This is a genomic window from Ancylobacter defluvii (genome assembly GCF_018390605.1).
Lineage (GTDB): Bacteria > Pseudomonadota > Alphaproteobacteria > Rhizobiales > Xanthobacteraceae > Ancylobacter > Ancylobacter defluvii.
On record NZ_JAHBGD010000005.1, the window covers coordinates 131,754 to 154,880 of the forward strand.

Annotated in this window: 20 protein-coding genes and 1 riboswitch; of the genes, 7 read left to right on the forward strand and 13 right to left on the reverse strand. The window is 66.4% G+C overall.

Annotated elements, in window-relative coordinates:
• Positions 1-155: 155 nt before the first annotated feature.
• Positions 156-3,089, forward strand: coding sequence for an autotransporter outer membrane beta-barrel domain-containing protein (locus tag KHC24_RS03130; protein ID WP_213359246.1), 2,934 nt, complete (start codon positions 156-158; stop codon positions 3,087-3,089).
• 132 nt (positions 3,090-3,221) lie between these two features.
• On the opposite strand, the gene KHC24_RS03135 is transcribed toward KHC24_RS03130, so the two are convergent.
• Positions 3,222-3,446, reverse strand: a complete 225-nt coding sequence (locus KHC24_RS03135) for a con-10 family general stress protein (RefSeq protein WP_213359247.1) — start codon at positions 3,444-3,446, stop codon at positions 3,222-3,224.
• Positions 3,447-3,535: 89 nt separating this feature from the next.
• Between KHC24_RS03135 and KHC24_RS03140 the strand changes: the two genes are divergently transcribed.
• Positions 3,536-4,276 carry an MgtC/SapB family protein gene (locus KHC24_RS03140; protein WP_309299361.1) on the forward strand — a complete coding sequence of 247 codons (741 nt, stop codon included), beginning with the start codon at positions 3,536-3,538 and terminating at the stop codon, positions 4,274-4,276.
• 170 nt (positions 4,277-4,446) lie between these two features.
• On the opposite strand, the gene KHC24_RS03145 is transcribed toward KHC24_RS03140, so the two are convergent.
• Together KHC24_RS03145 and KHC24_RS03150 are read right to left on the reverse strand one after the other, a co-directional pair.
• A complete protein-coding gene (locus KHC24_RS03145) occupies positions 4,447-5,073 on the reverse strand; it encodes a hypothetical protein (RefSeq protein ID WP_213359248.1) in 627 nt (208 codons plus the stop codon).
• A gap of 32 nt (positions 5,074-5,105) precedes the next feature.
• A complete protein-coding gene (locus tag KHC24_RS03150) occupies positions 5,106-5,411 on the reverse strand; it encodes a PepSY domain-containing protein (protein WP_373878597.1) in 306 nt (101 codons plus the stop codon).
• A gap of 314 nt (positions 5,412-5,725) precedes the next feature.
• Here KHC24_RS03150 and KHC24_RS03155 point away from each other — a divergent pair, with 314 nt between their 5' ends.
• A complete protein-coding gene (locus KHC24_RS03155) occupies positions 5,726-6,817 on the forward strand; it encodes an alpha/beta hydrolase (RefSeq protein ID WP_213359252.1) in 1,092 nt (363 codons plus the stop codon).
• A gap of 42 nt (positions 6,818-6,859) precedes the next feature.
• Here KHC24_RS03155 and KHC24_RS03160 read toward each other — a convergent pair whose 3' ends face one another.
• The 5 genes from KHC24_RS03160 to KHC24_RS03180 form a co-directional block, all read right to left on the reverse strand.
• On the reverse strand, positions 6,860-7,753 hold the full coding sequence (locus tag KHC24_RS03160) for a LysR family transcriptional regulator (protein ID WP_213359254.1): 894 nt from the start codon (positions 7,751-7,753) through the stop codon (positions 6,860-6,862).
• A 107-nt stretch (positions 7,754-7,860) separates the two neighbouring features.
• On the reverse strand, positions 7,861-8,502 hold the full coding sequence (locus KHC24_RS03165; RefSeq protein ID WP_213359257.1) for a phosphoribosyltransferase family protein: 642 nt from the start codon (positions 8,500-8,502) through the stop codon (positions 7,861-7,863).
• A 158-nt stretch (positions 8,503-8,660) separates the two neighbouring features.
• Positions 8,661-9,710 (reverse strand): sensor histidine kinase, encoded by a 1,050-nt coding sequence (locus KHC24_RS03170; protein WP_213359259.1) that lies wholly within the window; start codon positions 9,708-9,710, stop codon positions 8,661-8,663.
• A 3-nt stretch (positions 9,711-9,713) separates the two neighbouring features.
• Entirely contained in the window at positions 9,714-10,127 is a 414-nt protein-coding gene (locus tag KHC24_RS03175; RefSeq protein ID WP_213361056.1) for a response regulator, read from the reverse strand.
• Between the two features lie 29 nt (positions 10,128-10,156).
• Positions 10,157-11,653, reverse strand: a complete 1,497-nt coding sequence (locus KHC24_RS03180) for a sensor histidine kinase (RefSeq protein WP_213359260.1) — start codon at positions 11,651-11,653, stop codon at positions 10,157-10,159.
• 272 nt (positions 11,654-11,925) lie between these two features.
• On the opposite strand from KHC24_RS03180, the gene KHC24_RS03185 reads away from it, so the two are divergent.
• Positions 11,926-13,569: an alpha-keto acid decarboxylase family protein gene (locus KHC24_RS03185; protein ID WP_213359261.1), complete on the forward strand. Its 1,644-nt coding sequence runs from the start codon at positions 11,926-11,928 to the stop codon at positions 13,567-13,569.
• 318 nt (positions 13,570-13,887) lie between these two features.
• On the forward strand, positions 13,888-15,108 hold the full coding sequence (locus KHC24_RS03190) for a GAF domain-containing sensor histidine kinase (RefSeq protein ID WP_213359262.1): 1,221 nt from the start codon (positions 13,888-13,890) through the stop codon (positions 15,106-15,108).
• 89 nt (positions 15,109-15,197) lie between these two features.
• Here KHC24_RS03190 and KHC24_RS03195 read toward each other — a convergent pair whose 3' ends face one another.
• Positions 15,198-15,506, reverse strand: coding sequence for a hypothetical protein (locus KHC24_RS03195; protein WP_213359263.1), 309 nt, complete (start codon positions 15,504-15,506; stop codon positions 15,198-15,200).
• Between the two features lie 699 nt (positions 15,507-16,205).
• On the opposite strand from KHC24_RS03195, the gene KHC24_RS03200 reads away from it, so the two are divergent.
• Together KHC24_RS03200 and KHC24_RS03205 are read left to right on the forward strand one after the other, a co-directional pair.
• The gene (locus tag KHC24_RS03200) at positions 16,206-18,506 is read left to right on the forward strand and encodes an FdhF/YdeP family oxidoreductase (RefSeq protein WP_213359265.1); all 2,301 of its coding nucleotides are present in this window, start codon (positions 16,206-16,208) and stop codon (positions 18,504-18,506) included.
• Positions 18,503-18,796, forward strand: coding sequence for a hypothetical protein (locus KHC24_RS03205; RefSeq protein WP_213359267.1), 294 nt, complete (start codon positions 18,503-18,505; stop codon positions 18,794-18,796). The genes KHC24_RS03200 and KHC24_RS03205 overlap by 4 nt, the downstream gene beginning before the upstream one ends.
• Positions 18,797-18,860: 64 nt before the next feature.
• On the opposite strand, the gene KHC24_RS03210 is transcribed toward KHC24_RS03205, so the two are convergent.
• The 4 genes from KHC24_RS03210 to KHC24_RS03225 all read right to left on the reverse strand — a co-directional run bounded on the left by KHC24_RS03210 (position 18,861) and on the right by KHC24_RS03225 (position 23,117).
• Positions 18,861-19,643 (reverse strand): ABC transporter ATP-binding protein, encoded by a 783-nt coding sequence (locus KHC24_RS03210; protein WP_213359269.1) that lies wholly within the window; start codon positions 19,641-19,643, stop codon positions 18,861-18,863.
• Complete coding sequence (locus KHC24_RS03215) at positions 19,640-20,677, reverse strand: FecCD family ABC transporter permease (protein WP_213359271.1); 1,038 nt, start codon at positions 20,675-20,677, stop codon at positions 19,640-19,642. The genes KHC24_RS03210 and KHC24_RS03215 overlap by 4 nt, the downstream gene beginning before the upstream one ends.
• Positions 20,674-21,729, reverse strand: coding sequence for an ABC transporter substrate-binding protein (locus tag KHC24_RS03220; RefSeq protein ID WP_213359274.1), 1,056 nt, complete (start codon positions 21,727-21,729; stop codon positions 20,674-20,676). The genes KHC24_RS03215 and KHC24_RS03220 overlap by 4 nt, the downstream gene beginning before the upstream one ends.
• Before the next feature lie 110 nt (positions 21,730-21,839).
• A riboswitch (cobalamin riboswitch) is annotated at positions 21,840-22,060 on the reverse strand.
• A 94-nt stretch (positions 22,061-22,154) separates the two neighbouring features.
• Positions 22,155-23,117: a catechol 2,3-dioxygenase gene (locus KHC24_RS03225; RefSeq protein WP_213359277.1), complete on the reverse strand. Its 963-nt coding sequence runs from the start codon at positions 23,115-23,117 to the stop codon at positions 22,155-22,157.
• Positions 23,118-23,127: the final 10 nt, after the last annotated feature.

Below are 23,127 nucleotides of genomic sequence, written 5' to 3' on the forward strand. Positions count from 1 at the left end.
GCCGGGGGGCTGCCGCCCGATGACGCACGTGGCAACACCGACCTCAGCGGGGCTCGCGGGGCCCCTCTGAAGATAAGACCAGAAAGCGCCATCGCCATCTTCGCCCGCGACCGATAAGTTTTCGAAGGCTCCGAGTCGGAGCTGCGGGGCGCATCATGAAAATTCGGTCGGTATCACTCGGTGCATCGCGGGCGAGGGCGCGCAAACTTGTCGCGATCGGCCTGGGTGTCGGCGGCTTTGCTCAGGCCGCACAGGCCGAACCTCCGCGTCCCGCGACGCCGACCACTTACCAGACGCTGAATTTCGGGACCAACGGCACGTTCCTCACCGGCATTCGCGGCGACAACATCGTCGGCAACTACACCATTCCCGGTTCGGGCGAGACCGGAGGCCTCTATTACAACATGGCGACGAAGGTCTGGTCGCCGATGCCGGAGGCCACCGCGAACGGCGCGAATTTCCCCGGCGCCATCGGCTCCTCGCCCTATGGGCCCAATTTCGGCAATCCCGGCGGCATTCTGCGGGTGGTCGGCAGCTACCAGACCGCGACCTCGGCACCCTACGATCTGAGCTATTTCTACGATGCCGCGCGGGCGCCGGGGCAGGAGATCACCACCCTGGTCTATCCGAACCCGGACGTGCTCTACACCATCGCGCACAGCACGTTCGGCAACAAGATCGTCGGCAATTACGATACGAGGCTCGCGACCGGCAACGCCTTCATCTACGACATCAACACCGGCACCTACACCACCAACAATATTCCCGGCGCCATCAGCACCACCGCCTATGGCATCTACGGTGACAAGATCGCCGGCGGCTATGGCGAGGTGATCGTCGGCGACCGTCTCCACGCGGAGCACGGCTACATCTACGACCAGGCGACCGGCACCTACGACACCTATGATCATCCCGGCGCGATCGCCACGCATTTCGAGGGCATAACCGGCGCCGGCCGGAGCGGGGAATACAATCTCGTCGCCAATTGGGTGACCGCGGACGGCGTCGTGCATCCCGCGGTGATGCATGTCGATGCTCTGGGCATCGCCACCTGGTACGAGATCGACATCCCCGGCGCGGTGGTGTCGTCCAATTCCGCCTATGGCGACAATGTCGTCGGCATCTATGTCGACAGCAACGGCATCAATGGCTACCTCGCCACCATTCCCGGCATCTACAACCCGATCCGCAACACCGGCACGCTGACATCGAGCGCCGAGAACGAAGCTGCCCTGTCCGGCCGCAAGGGCGACGACATCATCAACAGCGGCACCGTCAACGTCAGCGGCACCGGCGGCATCGGCATGCGCGGCGAAACCTATGGCGTGCTGACCAATTCCGGCACCGTCACCGCTACCGGCCTCGTCGGCGCGGCGGTGGAATTGCACGGCCTCTACGGCACCTTGCTGAATTCCGGTACCTTGCAGACCGCCTTCGTCGCCGATGCGCTGCGCACCGGCCCCGACGCCTTCGGAACCGTGATCGTCAATACCGGCATCATCGACGGCCGCATTGCCGCGACGGCGGGTCTGGAGAAGCGGTTCGAGAACAGCGGCTGGATCGGCGTCACCGGCACCGGGGCGCCGATCACCAATCTGTTCGGCGGTACCTTCGTGCAGACCTCGGCCGGCACCCTTGCGGTGCGGGTGAGCGAGAACGGCAATGATGCGCTGGGCGTGGCCGGCACGGTGCGGCTCGCCGGCACGCTGGCCGCCTCGTTCCAGAGCACGAGTTTCGCCCCCACCTCCACGCTGGTGGCGGCGACGCAGGGGGTGACCGGCGCGTTCGACAGTTTCGTCACCGAAGGCCTGCCGGCGCTGTTCGACGCGACCCTCAGCTATGCGCCGACCACCGTGACACTGAATGTCGCCGCCGATCTCGCCGGCCTGCCGAACCTCACGCCGAACCAGAATGCGGTCGGCGCCGCCATTGACGGCGTCATCAACACCACCACGAACGGCCTGTTGACCAGCCTGCCTGAGGCGCTGGCCCCGCTCTACGATCTCACTTCGGCCGAACTGCCCGGCGCCCTCAACGCGCTGTCCGGCGAGGCCTATGCCAGCGAACAATCGGTGCTGATCGGCGACAGCCTCTACAGCCGGCAGGCCGTGCTCGGCCGCCTGCGGCAGGGCGCCTATGCCGACCAGGCCGGGCCGACCGCCGCGCTGGGCTATGGCGGGCCGGCGCTCGCCTATGCCGCGCCGGCCGCCACCGGCGTGCCGTTCCCGACCAAGGCGCCGGCCGCCCCGGCGCCGGCCTTCAACGGCACCGTCTGGGCGCAGGCCTTTGGCGGCTGGTCGGACTATGACGGCGGTGCCTCCGCGGCCAATGTCGACGAGACCATTGGCGGCATACTCACGGGTGCCGACGTCAAGATCGACGCCTGGCGGCTCGGCGCCGCGGTCGGCTACACGCATTCGAGCGCCGATATCGACACGCTCGGCAGTTCTTCCGATAGCGACAGCCTCGTGCTGGCGCTCTATGCCGGCACCAGCTCCGGCCCGTGGAACCTGCGCCTTGGCGGCAGTTACGCCTTCAACTGGATCGATGCCGAGCGCGCCATCGCCTATTCCGGCTATGCCGAGCAGGCGAGGGCCGACTATGACGGCGGCACCGCACAGGTGTTCGGCGAAGTCGGCTACGGCTTCGCGCTCCAGCAACTGGCGCTCGAGCCGTTCGCCGGCCTCGCCTATGTCCATGTCGATACCGACGACTTCAGCGAAACCGGCGCCTCCGCCGGCCTGTCGGGTTCCGCCGACTCGATGGGGGTCGGTTATTCCTCGCTCGGCCTGCGGGTGGCGACGATGATGGAGCTCTCCGGCGGCATGGCGCTGAAGCCTCACGCCTCGGTCGCCTGGCAGTATGCCTTTGGCGACATCACGCCGGCGGCGCAGATGGCCTTCCTCAGCGCGCCCGGCGCGAACTTCACGGTGACCGGCCTGCCGCTCGCCGAGAACGCCGCGCTGGTCGAGATCGGCGCCGATCTGCAGATCAATGAACAGGCACGGGTCGGCCTATCCTATGTCGGCCAGTTCGCCGACAACGTGACGACGAATGCCTTGCAGGCAAATCTGACATGGCGCTTCTGATCTGATCCGGCGGGTCTGGGTTCGCGCCGGTGAAGTTTCGCACCGCCATCCGCCGGCACGGCTTGCTCACTACACCGCCGTCCCGATCTTTCGATCAGGACGGCTGCCGGTGACAAAGGTCGCTATCTGGACCTAGTGCTGGCCGCCCTTTTGGCCGGCATTGCGCGCCCGTTCCTTGTCGTTGGCGACATTGCCGGAATTGTCTCGTTGGCCGCCCTGCTGGTGTCCTTCGCCGGCAGACTGGCTGTGCTGCTGGCTACCTTGGGAGTGTTCGCCGCCCTTGCGGCCGGCTTCGCTGGCGCGTTCACGGTCGTTGGCAAAGTTGCCGGGACCGCCACGATGTTGCGTGTTCGCCATATCGAATTCTCCTGCGTATCGCCCCCCCAGCTGAACCAACGGATCAGGCGGCAGGCTGTTCCGCGGTAAAATCGGCCGGCGGCGCCCCCTTGCCCGTTTCGCTCGCCTGTTCGGAGATGCCGGCGCCCGACGTCCGGCTGGCGACAGCGAAGCTGGTGGCGACTGTCCTTGCGGACCGCTCGATTGTGTTCGCGACCGCATCGGTCCTCTCGAACCGGATGCCGCATCGGGCGTTTGCTGAAACGCGGCTGCGGCGCGACGCCGCGCGGCCGGAGGCGGCCCGAACGACGAGGAGCATCACGATGGACTTTCTGTCGCCTTCCGACATCGAGGCGCTGTCGCGCCTGCTCGCCGCGGTAGGGTGCGGGATGCTCGTCGGCCTCAATCGCGACCTGCGGGGCAAGCCGACCGGCATGCGCACGCTTGGCCTTGTGAGCCTCGGGGCCGCCCTGATCTCGTTGACCGCGATGGGGGTGGACGGGATCGAGGGACACCCGGATGCCACCAGCCGCGTGGTGCAGGGCATCATCCAGGGCGTGCTCACCGGGATCGGTTTTCTGGGCGCCGGGGTGGTGCTGCGAAATCATCGCGAACTGGAAGTCCATGGCCTGACCACGGCGGCCGCGGTGTGGGTGACGGCGGCTCTGGGGGTCGCCTGCGCGCTGGCATCCTGGCATCTGATCGTGATGGCGCTGATCGTCACCCTCGTGCTGCTGGCGCTGGTGCGGCCGCTGGAACGGCGGCTGGAGGCGACGGCGGCACATCGCCACGGACACCAAGAGGCCGGGCCTGATGCCGGACCCGGCGACGCGCGCGGGGACGGCGGCTGAACGCGGCGCGGCTCCTGCGTCGCTGGTGCAACCGGCACCTTTTGCGTCACGGAACGGCGGATCGAGCCGGACGTCTCGAAAGGGATGGCCCGTACAGGACGACCCTCGTGGTCGCCTGTTCGGGCCATGATCTTTCTCGACGCAGGCCGGAGCCGGCCTGGCCGCTTCGTCTAGAGCCGGTGGCGCTCGCGTTCGCGGACCACCTCATCGCTGGTGTAGACCGGGGCATCGGGATCGAAGCGCGACCAACCCTCCTCGCGATACACCCGCTCGCGCGCCGTGAGATCGACCGCGGCCTCTTCGTCCAGGATGGCCTGGGCCTCGGCGACCTGGTCGTCATCGACCTTCGCCGACACCACCGTGCCGCCACGGCGTACGCCTTCGGCATAGAGATGCGCATCGCGCTCCGGGACACCCGCCGAGGTCATGGCGCCGACCAGCCCGCCCACGGCGCCGCCGGCCGCTGCGCCGGCAACCGCTCCAAGGCCGGTTGCGGCAAGCCAGCCGGCGGCCACCACCGGGCCGACGCCGGGAATCGCCATCACGCCGAGGCCGGCGAGCAATCCACCGGCGCCGCCGAGGACCGCACCGATGCCGGCACCGGTGCCGGCGCCTTCGCCGGCGCCTTTGCTGGCATGGCCATTGTCATCGCGATCAACGGCGCGCTGGCCGTACCAGTCGCCGGAATTGTTGGCGACGATGCTGATGCTGGCCCGGTCGATGCCCAGGGCCTGGAGCTTGTTCACCGCCGTGAGGGCGTCGTCATAATTGTCAAAGAGACCAGAAACGGTAGCCATGTGCATTCCTCCGGTGGATATGACGGGTGAACTCAGTTGGGAAAAACGTTGCCCTGATAGTCCAAGGCGACGTCATGGGAGGCGCCGGCTTTCATTGCCTTTCCGCGCCACACGCCGTCCTTGTCCTTCGCGAGCCCGGAGACATTCGAGAAGCCCTTGGCCTCGATGCGGGAGGTCGCCTGCGCTTCGGTGAAGCTGTTGGCGCCCTTTGCCGGCTCGGCCGGGCGCGGCGTTTCCGGAGTGGTCACCGCCGGGGTGGCGGGACTGGGATTTGCCGTTTGAGCGAGCGCTGGAGACGACAAGGCGATAGCGATCGCGGCCACGATGACGCGGTTCATATTAGCCATCCATTTGCTCAGAGGGTGTGCAGATTGAACGCCACCTGGGCAGGATGGTTCCGGGTGGTAACCTGCAGGGCGGAGGCGGCGGCCGGGTTTGGCGGCGGCTCACGGGCACCGTACGACGGTTCCCAACGCGCGCGGCAGTGGCTGAGGTGATGCCTTGAAACCGGCGGCAGCGCGAGCGGGGCTCACAGTGTGCTCGCTCGTATTCATTAGTTGGACTTACTGGTCTTATTAGATCAATCAGCCTTATCGAGGAATGAGAGCATGGTTACGGTCGCTGCGACGCCGACGCAGCAGACGAGGGACGAATGCCTTCCATCGACAGAAAAACTTCCGCACTGCCGTTGCTGTTCACGGCCGGGTTGCTGACCGCGGCACCGGCGCTGGCTCAGTCCCCGGGACAGCCGGAGCCGATCACGATCCGGGCGCAGGGCAGCTTCACGGTGGGCGGCACGGTGGCGACCGCGCCGGGAACGTTCGATCCGCTCAAGCCGCTGCAGCCGGCGGGGCAGACCTTCCATGGCGACCACCTCTACACATTCTACCAAGTGCCGGTGAACCCGCGAAAATATCCCATCGTGATGTGGCATGGGGCGGGCCAGTTCTCGAAGACCTGGGAGACCACGCCGGACGGTCGCGAGGGTTTCCAGAACATCTTCCTGCGCCGGCACTTCGCGACCTACGTCATCGACCAGCCGCGCCGCGGGAATGCCGGGCGCAGCACGATCGAGGCCACGATCAAGCCGACGCCGGACGAGCAGTTCTGGTTCGGCCAGTTCCGCCTCGGCATCTGGCCCGACTATTTCGACGGCGTCCAGTTCGATCGCAAGCCCGAGACGCTCGACCAGTACTTCCGGCAGATGACGCCGAACACCGGCCCCTTCGATGCCGGACTGATCTCCGACAGCGTGTCGGCGCTGTTCGCCAAGATCGGTCCCGGCATTCTGATGACGCATTCGCAAAGCGGCGGGCCCGGCTGGCTGACCGCGATCAAAAGCCGGAATGTCAAAGCGATCGTCGCCTTCGAGCCGGGAAGCGGCTTCGTCTTTCCGCAAGGCGAATTGCCGAAGCCGGTGCCGACATCCTTCGACACGCTGGAAGGAACGCCGGTGCCGATGGCGGACTTCCTGGCCCTGACCAAAGTGCCGATCCTCATTTTCTACGGCGACAACATCCCCGCCGCACCGACCGAGGTGCCGACGCAGGATGCGTGGCGCGGCCGGCTGGAGATGGCGCGGCTATGGCGTGACACCGTCAACAAGCATGGCGGTCAGGTGTCCCTAGTCCACCTGCCGGAGATCGGCATTCGCGGCAATACGCACTTTCCGTTCTCGGATCTGAACAATGTCGAGATCGCCGACCAGGTTTCGCAGTTCCTTGCGGCAAAGGGGCTGGATTGATCTTCCTGATGCTTCCCCGGCGCGATCGGCCTCGGGGAGGCATCAGCCGCGCTCGTGCAGAGCATCGACCAGCACCGACAGCGCCGGCGAGAAGTGCCGCCGGCTCGGATAATAGAGGTGATAGCCGGGGAAGGGCGGGCACCAATCCTCGAGCACCCGCACCAGCCTGCCTTCGCCGATATGCGGCAGCACCTGATCCTCGGGCATATAGGCGAGGCCGAGCCCGTCCAGCGCCGAGTGCAGTCGCAAAGCGAGACTGTTGAACACCAGTTGCCCGTCCGCGCGTACCTTCACTTCCTGGCCGTCTTTCTCCAGCCCCCAGGCGAACAGCCCGCCATAAGTCGGCAATCGGGAGGCGATGCAGTTGTGGGAGGCCAGGTCCTGCGGGGTTTTCGGAATGCCGTGGCGCTCCAGATAGGCGGGCGATCCGACGACGGCCATCCGCATGTCGGGGCCGATCCGTACGGCGATCATGTCCTTCGCCACCTGCTCGCCGAGCCTGACGCCGGCATCGTAACCCGCCGCGACGATGTCCACGAGGCCGTATTCGACGGTGATCTCGACCTTGATGTCGGGATGGGTCGGGAGAAATCGCCGCAGCGCCGGTTGCAGGATCGAGATAGCCGCATGCTCACCGGCGGTGATGCGGATGGTCCCTGCCGGCTTGCCACGCAGTTCGCCAAGAGCGGCCAATTCGGCCTCGATTTCCTCGAACCGCGGCCCCACCGTCTCCAGCAGCCTCAGGCCGGCTTCCGTCGGCGCGACGCTGCGCGTGGTGCGCGTCAGTAGCCGCAGCTTCAGTCGCTCCTCCAGCGCCTTGATGGTTTGGCTCAGTGCGGATTGCGAGACGCCCAGCTTGGCGCCGGCCCGCGTGAAGCTGCGTTCCTTCGCCACCATGGCGAAGGCGGCCAGATCGTTGAAGTTCGGCTGCGGCATTGATTAGGGTGCCTTATGAGACCACCCGGATTGTAGCGCCAATGTCTCGTCGCCGACACGGCGATAGGGGCCGCCCGTCAACTCACGCGCCGGCCTGAGTGGCGGGGCTATGCCAGAAAGGTTTCCGGTATCGGCGCCCATGCCGCTCCCGTGGCCCGGAACTGCGGGATATGGCCGAGGCTGTGGATCAGCGCGCTGTCCGGGCCGAGCGCCTGCTGCCACTCGCGCGCCTCGGTGAGGATCACGCCGACACCGACCACATGGCCGCCGGCGCTGCGCACCAGCTCGATGGAGCCCTTCAAGCTGGAACCGGAAGCGACCACGTCGTCGACGACCACGACCCGACGGCCGGCCAGCAGCGGTATCATGCGGCGGTCGAGCAGCAGCCGCTGTTCGCCCTTGGAGGTGATCGACGATATCCGCTGGACCAGCGCATCCTGTAGGTGAACCTTGGGCGACTTCTGCAGGATCACATACTGGTCCAGGCCGAGGGCGCGGCTGACCTCGATGGCAATCGGAATGCCGAGCGTGGCGGCTCCGACCACCACGTCGGGCTCCAGTGGCCTCAGCTTGTCCGCCAGACGCTGGCCGACGAACTCGCCAAATTTCACGCCGAGATCGATTACCATCATCAGCGAGATGGCGAAGTCCGGCTTGATCGGCACGATCGGCAGGTCGACACGAAGACCATCGACATCGGCGGGCCATGTCTGGCCGCTGGCCGCGGGGGACGCGCTGTCTGTGGTCATTCTGCCGCTCCGTTCGCCGCTCGGCGGGGCTTGCCTGGACCGCTACCGATCCAATGGGTGACTAGCATGCCGTCGTCCTCGACCGACGACGAACAGCGGCGCCAGAGCGGAGCCGCGCCGCAAGGCGAGGCGGCAGGGCGCGCAGGGGGCGTTGCCATCTACTGCGACGGTAGCGGAAAGCGGACGGAGATCGAGGTGCCGCCCCCTCTGGGGAGCCATTGCAGCTCGCCGCCGAGGACCCCGACCATGGACCGTACGATGCGCGTGCCGAGCCCGGTGCCTTTTGCGCTGCCGGTACCGTCCCAGCCGACGCCGTCGTCCTCGACCGCCAGTTCCGCCGCATGGCTGTCTGCCTCGGCGCGGAGAGATACCCGCACTTCGCCAATCTGACCGTCCGGATAGGCGTATTTGAAGGCGTTGGTCACCAGTTCGGTCACCAGCACGCCGATGGCCACGGCACGGTCGGTGGGGACGGTGAGGGGCTGGGCCTCGAGCTGCAGCTGCGAAAAACTGCCGGCCTGGCGCATCGAGGATCTCAGATCATCCGCCAGTCCCAGCAGATACTCGTCCAAGGCAACGAAACGCACATCCGACGAGGTATAGAGGCGGCGATGCACGCCGGCGATCGCCATGATGCGTGCCTGGGTTTCCGCCAGCGCCGCACGGCAGGCCTTGTCCTCGATCGAGTTCGACTGCAGGCGCACCAGGGAGACCACCATGGCGAGGCTGTTGGCGACGCGGTGGTTCACCTCCGCAAGCAACGCCTCGGCACGGTCGCGCGCCTCGCGCACCTCCTGCTCGGCGCGCTCCTTCGCCCGCCGCAGCCGCGCCGTCTCGATCGCCTGGTCAATGGCGCTGGTGAGCAGTTCGATGAACTCGATCTCGATCGTCTTCGGTACGTAGTCGATGGCGCCGGCCTTGAGCGCCTGCACCGCGACCGTGGTTTCCGCCGAGGCCGTCACATAGACGACAGGCGGGGCATCGGCTTGCTGGCGCAAGGCGGCGAGTACATCAAGGCCGGTGCCGGTCGGCAGAAAATGATCCAGCGCCACCACATGCACGTCGTTCTCGTCGACGAGGCGAAGGCCATCGACTGCGTCGCCGGCAAGCAGGACCTCATAGCCGCGGCGCGTCAGGGCTTTCTGGACCAGGCGCGCCATGCCTGGATCGTCGTCGATATAGAGGACACGGCGAATGCTGGAGGGCATGAATCAGGTGGTCTCGGGGACTTGCATCACGGAAAAGAACAACCCGAGTTGACGGATCGCATTGGCGAATCCGTCATAGTTGACCGGCTTGGTGATGTACACATTGGCGCCGAGATCATAACAGCGCTGAATCTCGCGCGCGTCGTCGGTCGTCGTCAGCACCACTACCGGGGTGAGCCGGGTGTGCGGGTTGGCTTTCACCTTTTCGAGGATTTCGATGCCGGTCATGTCCGGCAGGTTGAGATCGAGCAGGATCAGCAGCGAACGCCCGCTGCTGACTTCTCCCGAGCCATTGGGCCCGAAGAGGAAAGCCAGCGCATCGGTGCCGTTCGCGAACGGCACGATCTGGTTGTTGACGCCCGCACGCCGGATATTCTTCTCGATGAGGCGGGCATGGCCCTCATCATCCTCGATCATGATGATGGTCACGGACTTCGCATTGTCGCTCACGCTGCCATACTCCGGGTGGTGGCCCGCAACTGCGCGGGCAGGACCAGGGTGAATACGCTGCCTTGTCCAAAAGTGGAGTTAAGTGTGATGTCGCCGCCAAGGTTCCGGGCCATGGCGCGAACATGGGAAAGCCCGATGCCTTCGCCCGGCTGATCCTGCTGGCCGGAGCGGCGGAACAGCTCGAAGATGCGCTCGTGATCCCGGGCGTCGATGCCGCGGCCATTGTCCTCGATCGTGATGTTCACCAATCCCCCCGGCCGCGCGACCGCCTGTAGCTTAATGCGCAAGGGCACGTCGCGACGTCGATACTTCACCGCATTGTCGAGGAGGTTGCCGACGATCTGCTCGAGCGAGAGCCGATCGGAAACAAGTTTCGGCACCCGCACATCGACCGATACCTCGCCCTCGGCATCCGCGACCTGATGCGCGACGGCCGCCACCGCGTTCTCCAGCAGCGCCGACAGATTGATTGGCTCCGGTTTCAGCACGCGCCGGCCTTCGCGCGATAGCTTGAGAATGGCGTTGATGAGGCCATCCATCTTGCGGGTCGAGGAGCGGATGAAGCCTAACGCCTCCGGGAGCTCCTCCTGCGCCGCCAGCTTGGCCGCCTCATATTCCGGCCCGGTCTCGCGCTCGCCGGCGTCCGCGACGAAGGATTGCAGCGTGGTGACACCTTGTTCCAGCTCGGCGGTGAAACCCATGATGTTGACGAGCGGCGCGCGCAGATCATGGGTGACGATGTAGGCGAAGCGCTGGATTTCCTCATTGGCGCGGCCGAGCTCGGCGGTGCGCTCGCGCACCCGTTCCTCGAGATTGACGTTGAGTGCCTCGACCTCCTGCCGGGTCACCGCAAGCTGGCGCAGATAGCTGAGGATGGTGAGCAGGCCGGCGAGAGTGATCGCCACCACGATGATCCCGCCGACGACCGACACCCACCAGAGCGCATTGGCGCTCTCGGCCTGGGCGCGGCCAAGCCGGCCGAGCCGGTCTTCCGCCGCTGAGACGACCTCCTGAAGGATCAGCCGCGCCTGATCCATCAGACTTTTACCCCGATCGCTGCGCACGATCCCGATCGCCGCCTGTCGCTGGTCCTGCTGGGCGAGCTCGACGGTCTGGCGCAGCTCGTCGAGGCGGGCATTGATGATGCCGGCCAATTGCTCGATGCGCGGGCGCAGCTCGGGCATCGCCTCCGCCGCTTTGGTCAGCCGGTCCATATAGCCCGCGAGATTGGCGAGGGCGTCGTTGTAGGGCTGCAGGTAGTTCGGGTCGTCGGTGATCAGGAACCCGCGCTGTCCGGTCTCGGCGTCCTGCAGCCGCGACCGCAGATCGACGCCTGCCGCCCGCAAGCGCCGCAACTCCGTGACCTCGGTGACATAGTCCTGCGTCCTCTGCACAAGCCACACATTGGTGACGACCACGCCGGCGAGCGCGATGAGGCCAAGCAGCAGGAGGGACAACGTTCGAAGGAGAAAGGAACTGCGTGAGAGCGGCATGAATATTCCGGCAATGGCGGCCCAGTCCGAGTCGAGACGATAGGTGAGCGTGGGAGATTCAGCCAGCGATGATCAATCCCGATCCGGTCGGGGGCTCAGCCCGCGGGGGGCGGAGAGAATTGTGTGTGCAAACCGACCGGCGGCCTCGCACGCGGGGAACCTCGCGATTCTCCGGCGGTTCTCCTCTCGGTACCGATTCCTTTCCTTCCTTCCGTCACGGCCGTGCCCGTGAACCGGTGTCTTCACCGGCCAATGCCTCATCGGAGCCCATCATGACCCTCACCGTCATCCAGCATGTCCTGACCCGGTTGCAGGAGATCGGCATTTCCGACGTTTTCGGGGTGCCCGGCGACTTCGCCTTCCCGGTCAACGACGCGATCTGCCGGCAGCCGGGGATGCGGTGGATCGGCTGCGCCAACGAGCTGAATGCCGCTTATGCCGCCGACGGCTATGCCCGCATCAAGGGTGTGGCGGCGCTGAGCACGACCTATGGCGTCGGCGAACTCAGCGCATTGGCCGGCGTCGCCGGGGCCTATGCCGAGCGCCTGCCGATCTTCCATCTGGTGGGTACGCCGCGCATGGCGGTGCAGCGCGCCCGCGCCATCGTGCATCACACCCTGGGCACGGGCGAATATGACCTGTTCCGCCGGATGAGCGAGCCGGTGGTGTGCGCGCATGCGGTGATGACGCCGCAGAACGTCGCCTACGAGACCGAACGGCTCATCGCCGAGGCCCTCTATCATCTGCGGCCGGTCTACATGGCATTCCCGGCCGACCTCGCCAACCAGCCGGTGGTGAGCCGTGCCAGCCCGGTTCCGCTGCCGCAGAGCGATCCCACGCAGCTGGCGGCGGCAACCCGCGCTGTCGTCGCCGCGCTTGAGGACGCCGAGACCGCCTGCCTGCTGCCGGGCCTTATCGTCGCCCGGCTCGGCGCCGGGGATCGCCTGCAGCGGCTGGTCGATGCCTCGGGCCTGCCCTTCGCCACCATGTTCCACGACAAGACCGTGCTCGATGAGCAGCAATCATCCTATGCGGGCATGTATGACGGCGCGCTGATGAACAAGGACGTGCAATCCTTCGTCGAGGGCCGCGACCGCATCGTCACCGTCGGCACGCTGATGACGGACTTCAATACCGGCTCCTTCACCGCAAATCTCGACCCGAAACGCACCATCGCCATCGACCATCACAGCGTCAGCGTCGATGGCCATACCTATCCCAGCGTCGAGCTCGGCGATGTCCTGGATGCGCTGACGGCAGCAATGGCAAAGCGCGACTGGCCCCGCATCAGCGCCGGCTCCCTCGGGCCGATGGTGGGCGAGGGCGACGCGCCGATCACCGCCGAGGCGCTCTATCCGCGCTGGGCGGCCTTCATCCGTCCGGGGGACATCGTGGTCGCCGAGACCGGCACCGCCTCGATGGGCCTCGGCTTCGCCCGCATGCCATCGGGCGCGAACTTCTACAACCAGACGCTCTGGGGGGCGATCGGCTGGGCGACGCCGGCGGCCGTAGGAGCCGCGCTTGCCGATCCCACGCGCCGCACCGTGCTCATCACCGGCGAAGGCTCGCACCAACTCACCGTGCAGGAATTGGGACTTTTCGGGCAGCTGGGGCTGAAGCCGGTCGTCTTCGTGCTGAACAATGACGGCTATCTGATCGAGCGGCTGCTCTGCAAGGACCCGGAGATCAGCTACAACGACATCGCGCCCTGGCGCTATACCGAGCTGCCGCATGCGTTTGGCTGCGATGGCTGGACGGTGGCCCGTGTCGCCACCTGCGCCGACTTCGATGCCGCGCTGACTGCTGCCGCCGAGGCGAATTCGGGGGCCTATATCGAGGTCGTCACCGGACGCTATGAGGCGTCGCCGCTGTCGCTGAAGCTGAGCGAGAAAATGAAGCAGGCGGCGGAAGGCTGAAGGCCGTGCCGATGGGGAGGGGCCGTCAATGCGGCGCCCGCGGCAATCTTCGGCACCGCCGAACCTATGGGGCGAAGAGCCGCCCCTCGCACATCGGCCGGTCAGGAGGCTCGACCGCCCGGCCGGTCGGTGCCCGCTGAAGCGCGGCTCGAGCGATCTTATTAGGCACGCTCATCGCATTGCGGGTGTCGGTATGGTTTCCCGATGCCGCCTGCCATCGAGACTGGCGATTTGCCACGAAAACACGGTGAAAATCATTGAGTTGCGCTGGCCCCCCTCTATTTTCGCCGGTCGGACCCGTTCGGTTGTGATTGAGCCATGGCGCACGACTTAGGCAACGATATCAATATCATCCGCCAGATCCCGGCGGTTCCTACCATTCTCGAGGTCATCTGCAAGACCACCGGGATGGGTTTCGCGGCCGTCGCCCGGGTGACGCAGGACAGGTGGGTCGCCTGCGAGGTGCTCGACACCATCGATTTCGGCCTGAAATCGGGAGGTGAGCTGAAGGTCGAGACGACGATCTGCGATGAAATCCGCGATAGCGGCCGGGCCGTCATCATCGATCATGTGGCGGAGGACGCGACGTATTGCAGCCATCCGACGCCTGCGATGTACGGCTTTCAAAGCTACATATCGGTGCCGATCATCCTGGCGGACGGCGGCTTTTTCGGAACGCTCTGTGCGATCGACCCGCGCCCGGCTCGCGTGAGTTCGACGGAGATCGTCGGCATGTTCAAACTATTTGCCGAACTGATCGCCGTTCACGTGGATGCGAGAGAAAGGCTGCTCGATTCCCAGAAGGACCTCGCCTCCGAGCGTGACAAGCTCGCGATTTCGCAGGGTAGTCTGCTGGACGAGCGCAATACGTCGGAGCTGCGCGAGCAGTTCATCGCCGTTCTCGGCCATGATCTGCGCAATCCGCTGGCCTCGATCAATGGTGGCGTTCATCTGCTCTCGCGCTTGCCGCAAGTCGATCGGGGCAAGACCATCCTCACCATGATGCTGGCCAGTGTGCAGAGGATGAGCGGGCTCATAGACAATGTGCTGGATTTTGCTCGGGGGCGGCTGGGAGGAGGGCTTGCCCTGGATAAAAGCACATTCCAGCTCGAGCCCGTGTTCCAGCAGGTGATCGACGAAATCCGTCTGGCGTTCCCCGACCGTGCCATCGAAACCCGGTTCGACCTCGACGTCCCGTTCCTCGGCGACAAGGGGCGGATGGCGCAGCTCTTTTCCAATCTGCTCGGCAACGCCGTCACCCATGGATCGGATGACACGCCGATCCGGATCGAAGCCTCGAACGGTCCCGACGGCTTGAAGCTCGCGGTGGCAAATGGTGGCGATCCGATACCGGAGGACGCCATGTCGCGGCTGTTCCAGCCGTTCTATCGTGGCGACGTTCGCTCCAGCCTGCAGGGATTGGGGCTCGGTCTGTTCATCGCGTCGGAGATCGCCGGCCAGCATGGTGGAAAGCTGGGCGCGTCTTCCACCCCGGAGGAGACCCGGTTCACGTTGACGGTTCCACCGGCCGCTGGCTGATCGGCGCAGCGCTCCCGAGCGGTCGCACAGTGCCGTGATCGAACGGCCTTGCCGCACACCGGGGCCGGATCTCCGGGCAGGTGTCTGCCTCAGGAGGCCGGCCGGGCCAGATATGGTTCGGCTGCAAGCAAGGCCGGTTCGCAGGCCGGAACCTCGGCGCGGAGAACGGCGCTGTAGGTCGTCGTGCCGGACCAGAGGCGGAACGCGGTCACCACACCGCGTACCGGATCCTCGCTGTAGAGTTGCGCCAGGATCGGCGCGGCCGCGGTGACGCAGCTTGTGACGTCCTTGGTGATCGCCGGAGGAGCGCCGAGCTTGGCGAGCCGATTGCCGATTTCGGCTTGCGCCGGTTCCACGACGAGCATGTTTACGAGCGTGAGGAATAGTTGGCTGAGCATGGCGGCTCCCTTCTGATGGCGGTGTCGCTGTGATCCGACATCGCGCAAGTGCCGAGCAGCAAGTGCCGAGCAATTGCGCCAGAGGGGCCCGGACCGGGTCTGCCGAATTTGATGCGCATCGCCGCTGTCACAGTCAACCTATGAAAACGGAGGGGCGGCCGGCGGGAGCGCGCCGGCTCCGGCGGCCGGAAGCGGCATCGCGCCCTTGCCGGCGCAAGCGCATCGGGGCCGATGGGCGGTAGGCCGTTTGCCGGCGCAAGGCAGATGAGGACTTCACAAAAATGCCGGGCCCGGATCGCCAGCCATGCATCTGGCGGGGGCGGTCCGGCCGGCTTTCCCGGCATCTTGGGGAGCATGGCATGCCCGCCTTCGTGGACGGCGCCGGCGGCACCGATCCCCCTTGAAGGGCGCTCATGTCACTTCGTTCGGTTGATGCAATGCAGCAATCGCCTGTCGCCGCTGGGGCATCTGCTGAAAGATCACGGATTATTTGATCGATAAAATCTATCAATCTCATGAGGCGACTTGCCACAGGTTGTGGCTTTCAGTCACGCTTCCATTGTGAATCATTCCACTTTCAATCTGCTCCTCTCTAAAATTTATCCGTTGAAAAATATAAACTTCATGCCTAACTCTAGCTCCGACAGCCGGGCGAGCCCGTCGCGCGGAGTTATCTGGCATTATGTATAATGATTGAAAATGTCGATTAACGATACGTCACGCACGCTCAAGAAATCACACGCGGCCGGCGGCTGGGGTGCCCTTCGCAGCTGCGGCAAACACCTGCTGGCCAGCGGCTCCGCACTGACCGGTGCCAAGACCCTGCTCAAGGCGAACCAGCCGGACGGCTTCGACTGCCCGGGCTGCGCCTGGGGCGATCCCGAGCACGGCTCGTCCTTCGAGTTCTGCGAGAATGGCGTGAAGGCGGTGGCCTGGGAGGCGACCGACCGGCGGGCGACACCGGCGTTCTTCGCCGCCCATACCGTGAGCGAACTGCGCGGCTGGAGCGACTATGAGCTGGAGAACCAGGGACGCCTCACCGAGCCGATGGTCTATGACCGCGCCACCGATCGCTATCGCCCGGTGTCCTGGGAGGACGCCTTTGCCGGCATCGCCGCCGAGCTGAAGGCGCTCGCCGATCCCAACGAGGCCGAGTTCTACACCTCGGGCCGGGCCAGCAACGAGGCCGCCTTCCTCTACCAGCTGTTCGTGCGCATGTTCGGCACCAATAATTTTCCGGACTGCTCGAACATGTGCCACGAGGCCAGCGGCCTCGGCCTGATGCAATCGATCGGCGTCGGCAAGGGCACGGTGCTGCTCGAGGATTTCGAGCATGCCGATGCCATCATCGTCATCGGCCAGAATCCCGGCACCAATCACCCGCGCATGCTCGGCGACCTGCGCCGTGCCGCCATGCGCGGGGCGCGCGTCGCGGTGCTCAACCCGGTGCGCGAGCGGGGGCTCGAGCGCTTCGCCGACCCTCAGGACAAGATCGAGATGCTGCGCGGCGGCGCGACCTCGATCGCCAGCCACTATTTCCGGCCGAAGCTCGGCGGCGACATGGCGGCGATCCGCGGCACGGCCAAGGTGGTGTTCGCCCGTGACGCCGAACGGCGCGCCGGCGGCCATGCCAGCCTGCTCGACCTCGACTTCATCGCCCATCACACGGTGGGCCTCGACGACTGGCGCGCCGAGGTGGAGGCCACCTCCTGGGACGTCATCGAGGACCAGTCCGGCCTGACCCGCGCCGAGATCGAAAGCCTCGCCGACGTCTATCTCGGCGCCGAGCGGGTGATTGCCACCTGGGCAATGGGCGTCACCCAACACCGCCACTCGGTGGCGACGGTGCGCGAGATCGCCAATCTGCTGCTGCTGCGCGGCCATGTCGGACGCGCGGGCGCCGGCCTGTGCCCGGTGCGCGGCCATTCCAACGTGCAGGGCGACCGCACCGTCGGCATCAATGAGAACGCGCCGGAATGGTTCATCGCCGCCCTGGAGCGGGAATTCGACCTCACCCTGCCGCGCGCGCCCGGCCACAACGTGCTGCACGCCATCCACGCGATGGTGGAAGGCCGCTCGAAGGCCTTTATCGGGCTCGGCGGCAATTTCGTGCGGGCGACGCCGGACACCGATCTGGTCCATGCGGCGCTGACCCGGTGCCGGCTCACCGTGCAGATCGCCACCAAGCCGAACCATAGCCATCTGGCGCCCGGCAAGGCGGCCTATCTGCTGCCGTGCCTTGGCCGTACCGAGATCGACCGCAATTCCAAGCGTCGCCCGCAGATCGTCACCGTCGAGGATTCGATGAGCATGGTGCACGGCTCGGGCGGCATCAACCGTCCGGCCGCGCCCACCCTGCGCTCGGAAGTGCAGATCATCGCCGGCATCGCCGCCGCGACGGTCGGTTCGGACAAGGTCCGCTGGCTGGCGATGGCCGATGATTACGACCTCGTCCGCGATCACATCTCGCGGGTGATCCCCGGCTTCGAGGACTTCAATGTCCGCGTGCGCAAGCCGCGCGGTTTCCATCTGCGCAACGCCGCCGCCGAGCGCGAGTGGAACACCGCTTCCGGCCGGGCGGAGTTCTCGGCCACGCCGCTGCCGCGCGAGGTGGAGCACCAGCAGGCGCGCAGCCAGCCGGGCACCTTCGTGCTACAGACCTTCCGCAGCCACGACCAGTACAACACCACAGTGTATGGCCTCGACGACCGCTATCGCGGCGTCTATGGCGAGCGGCGGGTGGTGTTCGCCCATCCCGACGACATCGCCGCGCTCGGTGCGCTGCCGAATGCGCGGGTGGATGTCATCGGCTCCGACGAGGACGGCCGCACGCGGGTGGCGGAGGATTTCCGCCTCGTTGCCTACGACCTGCCGCGCGGCTGCGTCGCCGGCTACTATCCCGAACTCAATGCCGTGGTGCCGTTCAACAAGGCCGGGGAGGGCAGCGACACCCCGCTGTCCAAATCGGTGATGGTGACGTTTCGTGCGAGGGCGGCATGAGCGCGGCAGTCTCCGATCCGTTCATGCATGAGGTGACGGCGCTGGTGGCGGATCAGCCGGAGCTTTCGCCGCTCGATGCCGGGGTTCTGGTGGCGCTGGTGCATGGGGTGGCGAGCGACACCCGCAGCTTCGCGCGCCTGTTCGGCATCGCCCATGCGCTGGTACTGCGCGCCGCCAGCGAACTGGAAGATCGCTTCGGCCTCGTCGCCACCGAACATCTTCTGGCGAAGACGCAGCGGCGACGGCTGGTTCTGACCGAAGTCGGGCATCTGCTGCTCTCGCCGAAATAGCGCGGCTCCGCACGCGTTCCGATGCGCTTTTCGGGTGGCCGGAGGCCGTCGTGCCCCCGGGCGCTCAGGGGCGTTCCCCCGGCTCGACATCGACGACATATTCGATGTGGCGCCGCCCTCCGACGCCATCGCGGATGTGGACCTCGACGCCGAAGACCTGGCGGATGAGCTCGGGGGTGAGCACGTTTTCCGGCGAGCCCGACGCCACCAGCCTGCCGGCATGCAGCACGCCGATCCGGTCGCAGAACAGCGACGCCAGATTGAGGTCGTGCAGCGCGACGATGCAGGTCAGTCCCAGGCGGCGGATCAGCCCCAGAATGGAGAGCTGATGCTGGATGTCGAGATGATTGGTCGGCTCGTCGAGGATCAGCTCGCGCGGATCCTGGGCGAGGGCGCGGGCGATGTGGACGCGCTGGCGCTCGCCGCCCGACAGCGTGTGCCATGGCTGATCGTGGCGCTCGGCGAGGCCGACCCGCTCCAGTGCGGCTTCGACGGCGTGCTCGTCCGCCTCTGTCCATGATGCGAAGGCGGCGCGGTGCGGCGTGCGCCCGAGGCGCACCACATCGCACACAGTGAGCTGGACGTCGGTCGTTGCCTGTTGCTCGACGAAGGCGAGGCGCCGCGCCAGTTCGCGCCGCGGCAGCGCGGCGATGTCGCGCCCATCGAGCGTCACCACCCCGCTGGCCACGCCGCGCAGCCGGCAAAGCAGGCGGAGCAGGCTGGATTTGCCGGAGCCGTTCGGGCCGATCAGGCCGAGGATACGGCCGGGCGGCGCCGACAGCGTGATGCCGTCGACGATCATCCGCCCGCCCGCACCCCAGCGGACATCATGGGTGGCGAGCGTCATGCCGGCCGTCGCGCGCGGTAGAGGATTACGGCGAAGGCCGGGGCGCCGAACAAGGCGGTGACGATGCCGATCGGCAGGATCTGCTGCGGCACCAGAATGCGCGAGAGGATATCGGCCAGGATCATGAAGATGGCGCCGATGACCAGGCAGGCCGGCAGCAGGCGCGCGTGACCCGGGCCGACCAGAAAGCGCGCGGCGTGGGGGATGACGAGGCCGACGAAGCCGATCGTGCCGACAATGGCGACCATGGTCGCCGTGAGCAGCGCCGTGGTCGCCAGCAGCACCAGCCGCACGCGGGTGACGGCGACGCCCAGCGATTGCGCCGCGTCGGCGCCGAAGGCGAAGGCATCGAGCGCCTTGGCGTTGATCATGCAGACGACGAAGCCGATCAGCGCGACCGGCGTCGCCACCCACAGGTCCGGCCAGCGCACGCCGCCGAAATTGCCGAGCAGCCAGAACATCACCCCGCGCGCCTGCTCGGCGCTGGCGAGCGTGGTGACGATGGTGGCGGTGGCCGCGTTGAAGAGCTGGGAGCCGGCAACGCCCGCCAGGATCACCCGGTCGCTGGCGCCTCCCGCGCCTGTCGCCAGCAGCGCCACGACCGCCAGCGCCGCCACGGCGCCCAAGAAGGCGCCGCCGGACAGGCCGAGCGTGGCGCCGCCGAAACCGAGGATCATCACGCAGACCGCCCCGGTCGAGGCGCCGGCCGACACGCCGAGAATATAGGGCTCGGCCAACGGGTTGCGCAGCAGCGCCTGGAGGATTGCTCCCGAAATCGCCAAAGCGCCGCCGCACAGCGCCGCCATGACGGCCCGGCTCAGGCGGTAGTCGAAGATCACTCCCTGCTGGATGGCGCTGACCGGCAGGCCGAGGTCGAACAGGCCGTTGCCGAGCGCCCGGAAGGCGATCGGCAGCGGGATCGTCATTTCTCCCACGCTCACCGCCAGAGCGACGGCGAAGATAAACGCGGCGAGCGCGATGGCGGCGACGCCGATCCGCGCCGCCCAGTTCGGTCCGATGACGGCGTGGCTCAATTGGTGAGGCCGAATTTTTGGACCGCCGTCGCAATGGCTTCGATGCCGTCGATCGCATCGACGCCCGGCCGGGTGGCGCCGACGTCGACCATCACGATCCTGCCGCTGCGCACCGCCGACAGCTTGCTGGCGACCGGATCGGTGTTCAGGAAGTTCAGCTTGGCGTCGATGTCGTCGGCCGGAAAGCGGCGGCGGTCCATCTTCACGATGACGAGCACGTCGGGATCGCTGGCCGCGATGCTCTCCCAGCCGACCAGGGGCCATTCCTCATCGGTGGTGATCACGTTGCGTGCCCTGAGCTTCGACAGGATATAGGCCGGGACGCCATTCTTGCCGGCCATGAAGGCATCGCCCTTGATGTCCTTGCTGGAGAACCAGACCGCCATGGACACGTTCTTCGCCTCCAGCCCGGCGACGGAGCGTACGGCGGCGGCCTCGCGCTGCTGCAGGCTGGCGACCAGCGCCTCGGCCCGATCCGCCACGTCGAAGATCTCGCCATATTCGCGGATGTTCCGATACAGCAGCTCCATCGAGTACATCTGCGTGCGCACCCCGTCGCCGGCGCCGGTATTGTCCTTGCCGACGCAATCGGTCGGCGAGACATAGACCGGCACCTGCACGCCGTCGAAGCGGTCGCGCTTGCCGACGATGCCGTTCGGGCCGATGTGCCATTCATACATGGCGACGACGAGGTCGGGTTCCTGCGCCACCACCGCCTCGAAGCTCGGGTCGTTGTCGGCCAGGCGCTTCACCTTGGCGTTCGCCGCTTCAAAGGGCTTGGCCACCGGGCTGAACCAGACGGCGGTTCCCACCAGGCGGTCGCCCAGGCCGAGGGCATAGAGGATTTCCGTCTGCGCCTGACCGAGGCTGACGATGCGTTGCGGCGCGCGGTCGATCACCACCTTCGACCCGCAATTCTCCAGCGTGAGCGGGTAGTGCGTCGGCCCGGCCAGCGCCGCGTCGGCGCCGCCGATGCCGACCAGAACACCGAGCGCCAGGGCGAAGCCGCTGCCGCCTCGCCCAAGGGAATTACCCAGGAATTTCTTGAACATGTTTCACCGCTTCCCAAAAAGGAAGACGGGAAGCGCGGAGGGAACCGGCGCATTCAGCGGATGGAAGACGCCCGCTGCCGACCGGCAACCTTCGGAGCACCCCGCCCGAAAGATGGTTGGCGATCAGGGCAGGTCTCCTGGCTTGCGGGTCGACGCTGGCTCTGCCCGGCCTTCCCGACGCGGCACGAGGCTTAGCATCAGTGGACGATGGGCAGAGGGCTCGCCGCTTACAGTTGCGGGGGCAGCTTCGGATTTGGCGCGGAGCACCTCACCGAATTCCCTCTTAGCTTCAGGCGCGAACACCTGAAGAACCTTGATCGGCGGCGACCATAGCCGGCTTGGCCGCAACGTCAAGTGTGGCTCTCGCTCACGCCGGGTTCGCCAGAGCCGGCGGAACTCCCTCCGCCGGCTCTGGCCTCGTCCGCTCAGTGGTCGGAAGCGACCGGTGGAGTCCCGTGAGTGTGGAAGCTCTCGATCGTCTTGAGACCCCAGGCCTGCCCCTTCTTCCGCTCGGTTTCCGTCCAGGTGACAGGCTGCCAATCGGGGTCGAGAATGAGCCTCGCTCCGGCATTGGCCACTTCCACCCGGTTGCCGGCCGGCTCGTAGACATAGAGGAAGAAAGTCTGCTGCACGGCGTGCTTGTGCGGCCCGGTCTCGATGAAGACGCCGTTCTCGAGGAAGATGTCGGCCGCTTCCAGCACGTGCTCGCGCTGGTCGACCGCATAGGTCACGTGATGGAAGCGCCCCTCGCTGTTGGTGAAGTCGCGCGTATAGGCGATGTCGTAGGTCTTGTTGTTGACCGTCAGCCAGCAGCCGGCCACCGCGCCGGAATCGAGCACGATCTGCTCCGTCACCCGGCTGCCCAACGCCGCGGGCAGGAATTCGCGGATCGCCGCCACGTCGCGGGCGAGCAGGTTGACATGGTCGAGCCGGCGCACGGCACAGCCGCGGCCGTGGTTTCGCTGCGCCTGGTTCTTGAGCGCCGGCCGCTCTCCCGGCGGCGGGGTGTATTTCCGGGTGTCGAAATAGATTTCGAACACATGCCGGTCCGGATCGTGAAAGCGATAGGCGCGGCCATGGCCCAGGTCGCCCCCCACCCAGCCAATGCCGGCGCCGAGCTTCTCGATGGCGGCGACGCGGCGTGCCAGTGCCTGCTCGCTGGTGGCGCGGTAGGCGATGTGGCCGACGCCGGTGCGGGACGCGGCGGTGAGCTTGAGGGTGTGGAACTCATAATCGTCCCACGCGCGCAGATAGATGCTGTCGCCCTCGCGCCCGCTCTCGGTGAGGCCAAGAATATTGACGAAGAAGTCGAGGCTTTCGGCCGGTTTGTCGGTCAACAGTTCGACATGCGCGAGATGGGCGATGTCGTGAATGGGTTCGGGCGTCATTTCCTTCCTT

Excerpts from the sequence above, each read along its gene's own strand:
- KHC24_RS03130 (WP_213359246.1), top strand. The coding sequence starts at position 156 with ATGAAAATTCGGTCGGTATCACTCGGTGCATCGCGGGCGAGGGCGCGC.
- KHC24_RS03135 (WP_213359247.1), bottom strand. The coding sequence starts at position 3,446 with ATGGCGAACACGCAACATCGTGGCGGTCCCGGCAACTTTGCCAACGAC.
- KHC24_RS03145 (WP_213359248.1), bottom strand. The coding sequence starts at position 5,073 with ATGGCTACCGTTTCTGGTCTCTTTGACAATTATGACGACGCCCTCACG.
- KHC24_RS03150 (WP_373878597.1), bottom strand. The coding sequence starts at position 5,411 with ATGAACCGCGTCATCGTGGCCGCGATCGCTATCGCCTTGTCGTCTCCA.
- KHC24_RS03155 (WP_213359252.1), top strand. The coding sequence starts at position 5,726 with ATGCCTTCCATCGACAGAAAAACTTCCGCACTGCCGTTGCTGTTCACG.
- KHC24_RS03160 (WP_213359254.1), bottom strand. The coding sequence starts at position 7,753 with ATGCCGCAGCCGAACTTCAACGATCTGGCCGCCTTCGCCATGGTGGCG.
- KHC24_RS03165 (WP_213359257.1), bottom strand. The coding sequence starts at position 8,502 with ATGACCACAGACAGCGCGTCCCCCGCGGCCAGCGGCCAGACATGGCCC.
- KHC24_RS03170 (WP_213359259.1), bottom strand. The coding sequence starts at position 9,710 with ATGCCCTCCAGCATTCGCCGTGTCCTCTATATCGACGACGATCCAGGC.
- KHC24_RS03175 (WP_213361056.1), bottom strand. The coding sequence starts at position 10,127 with ATGATCGAGGATGATGAGGGCCATGCCCGCCTCATCGAGAAGAATATC.
- KHC24_RS03180 (WP_213359260.1), bottom strand. The coding sequence starts at position 11,653 with ATGCCGCTCTCACGCAGTTCCTTTCTCCTTCGAACGTTGTCCCTCCTG.
- KHC24_RS03185 (WP_213359261.1), top strand. The coding sequence starts at position 11,926 with ATGACCCTCACCGTCATCCAGCATGTCCTGACCCGGTTGCAGGAGATC.
- KHC24_RS03190 (WP_213359262.1), top strand. The coding sequence starts at position 13,888 with ATGGCGCACGACTTAGGCAACGATATCAATATCATCCGCCAGATCCCG.
- KHC24_RS03195 (WP_213359263.1), bottom strand. The coding sequence starts at position 15,506 with ATGCTCAGCCAACTATTCCTCACGCTCGTAAACATGCTCGTCGTGGAA.
- KHC24_RS03200 (WP_213359265.1), top strand. The coding sequence starts at position 16,206 with ATGTCGATTAACGATACGTCACGCACGCTCAAGAAATCACACGCGGCC.
- KHC24_RS03205 (WP_213359267.1), top strand. The coding sequence starts at position 18,503 with ATGAGCGCGGCAGTCTCCGATCCGTTCATGCATGAGGTGACGGCGCTG.
- KHC24_RS03210 (WP_213359269.1), bottom strand. The coding sequence starts at position 19,643 with ATGACGCTCGCCACCCATGATGTCCGCTGGGGTGCGGGCGGGCGGATG.
- KHC24_RS03220 (WP_213359274.1), bottom strand. The coding sequence starts at position 21,729 with ATGTTCAAGAAATTCCTGGGTAATTCCCTTGGGCGAGGCGGCAGCGGC.
- KHC24_RS03225 (WP_213359277.1), bottom strand. The coding sequence starts at position 23,117 with ATGACGCCCGAACCCATTCACGACATCGCCCATCTCGCGCATGTCGAA.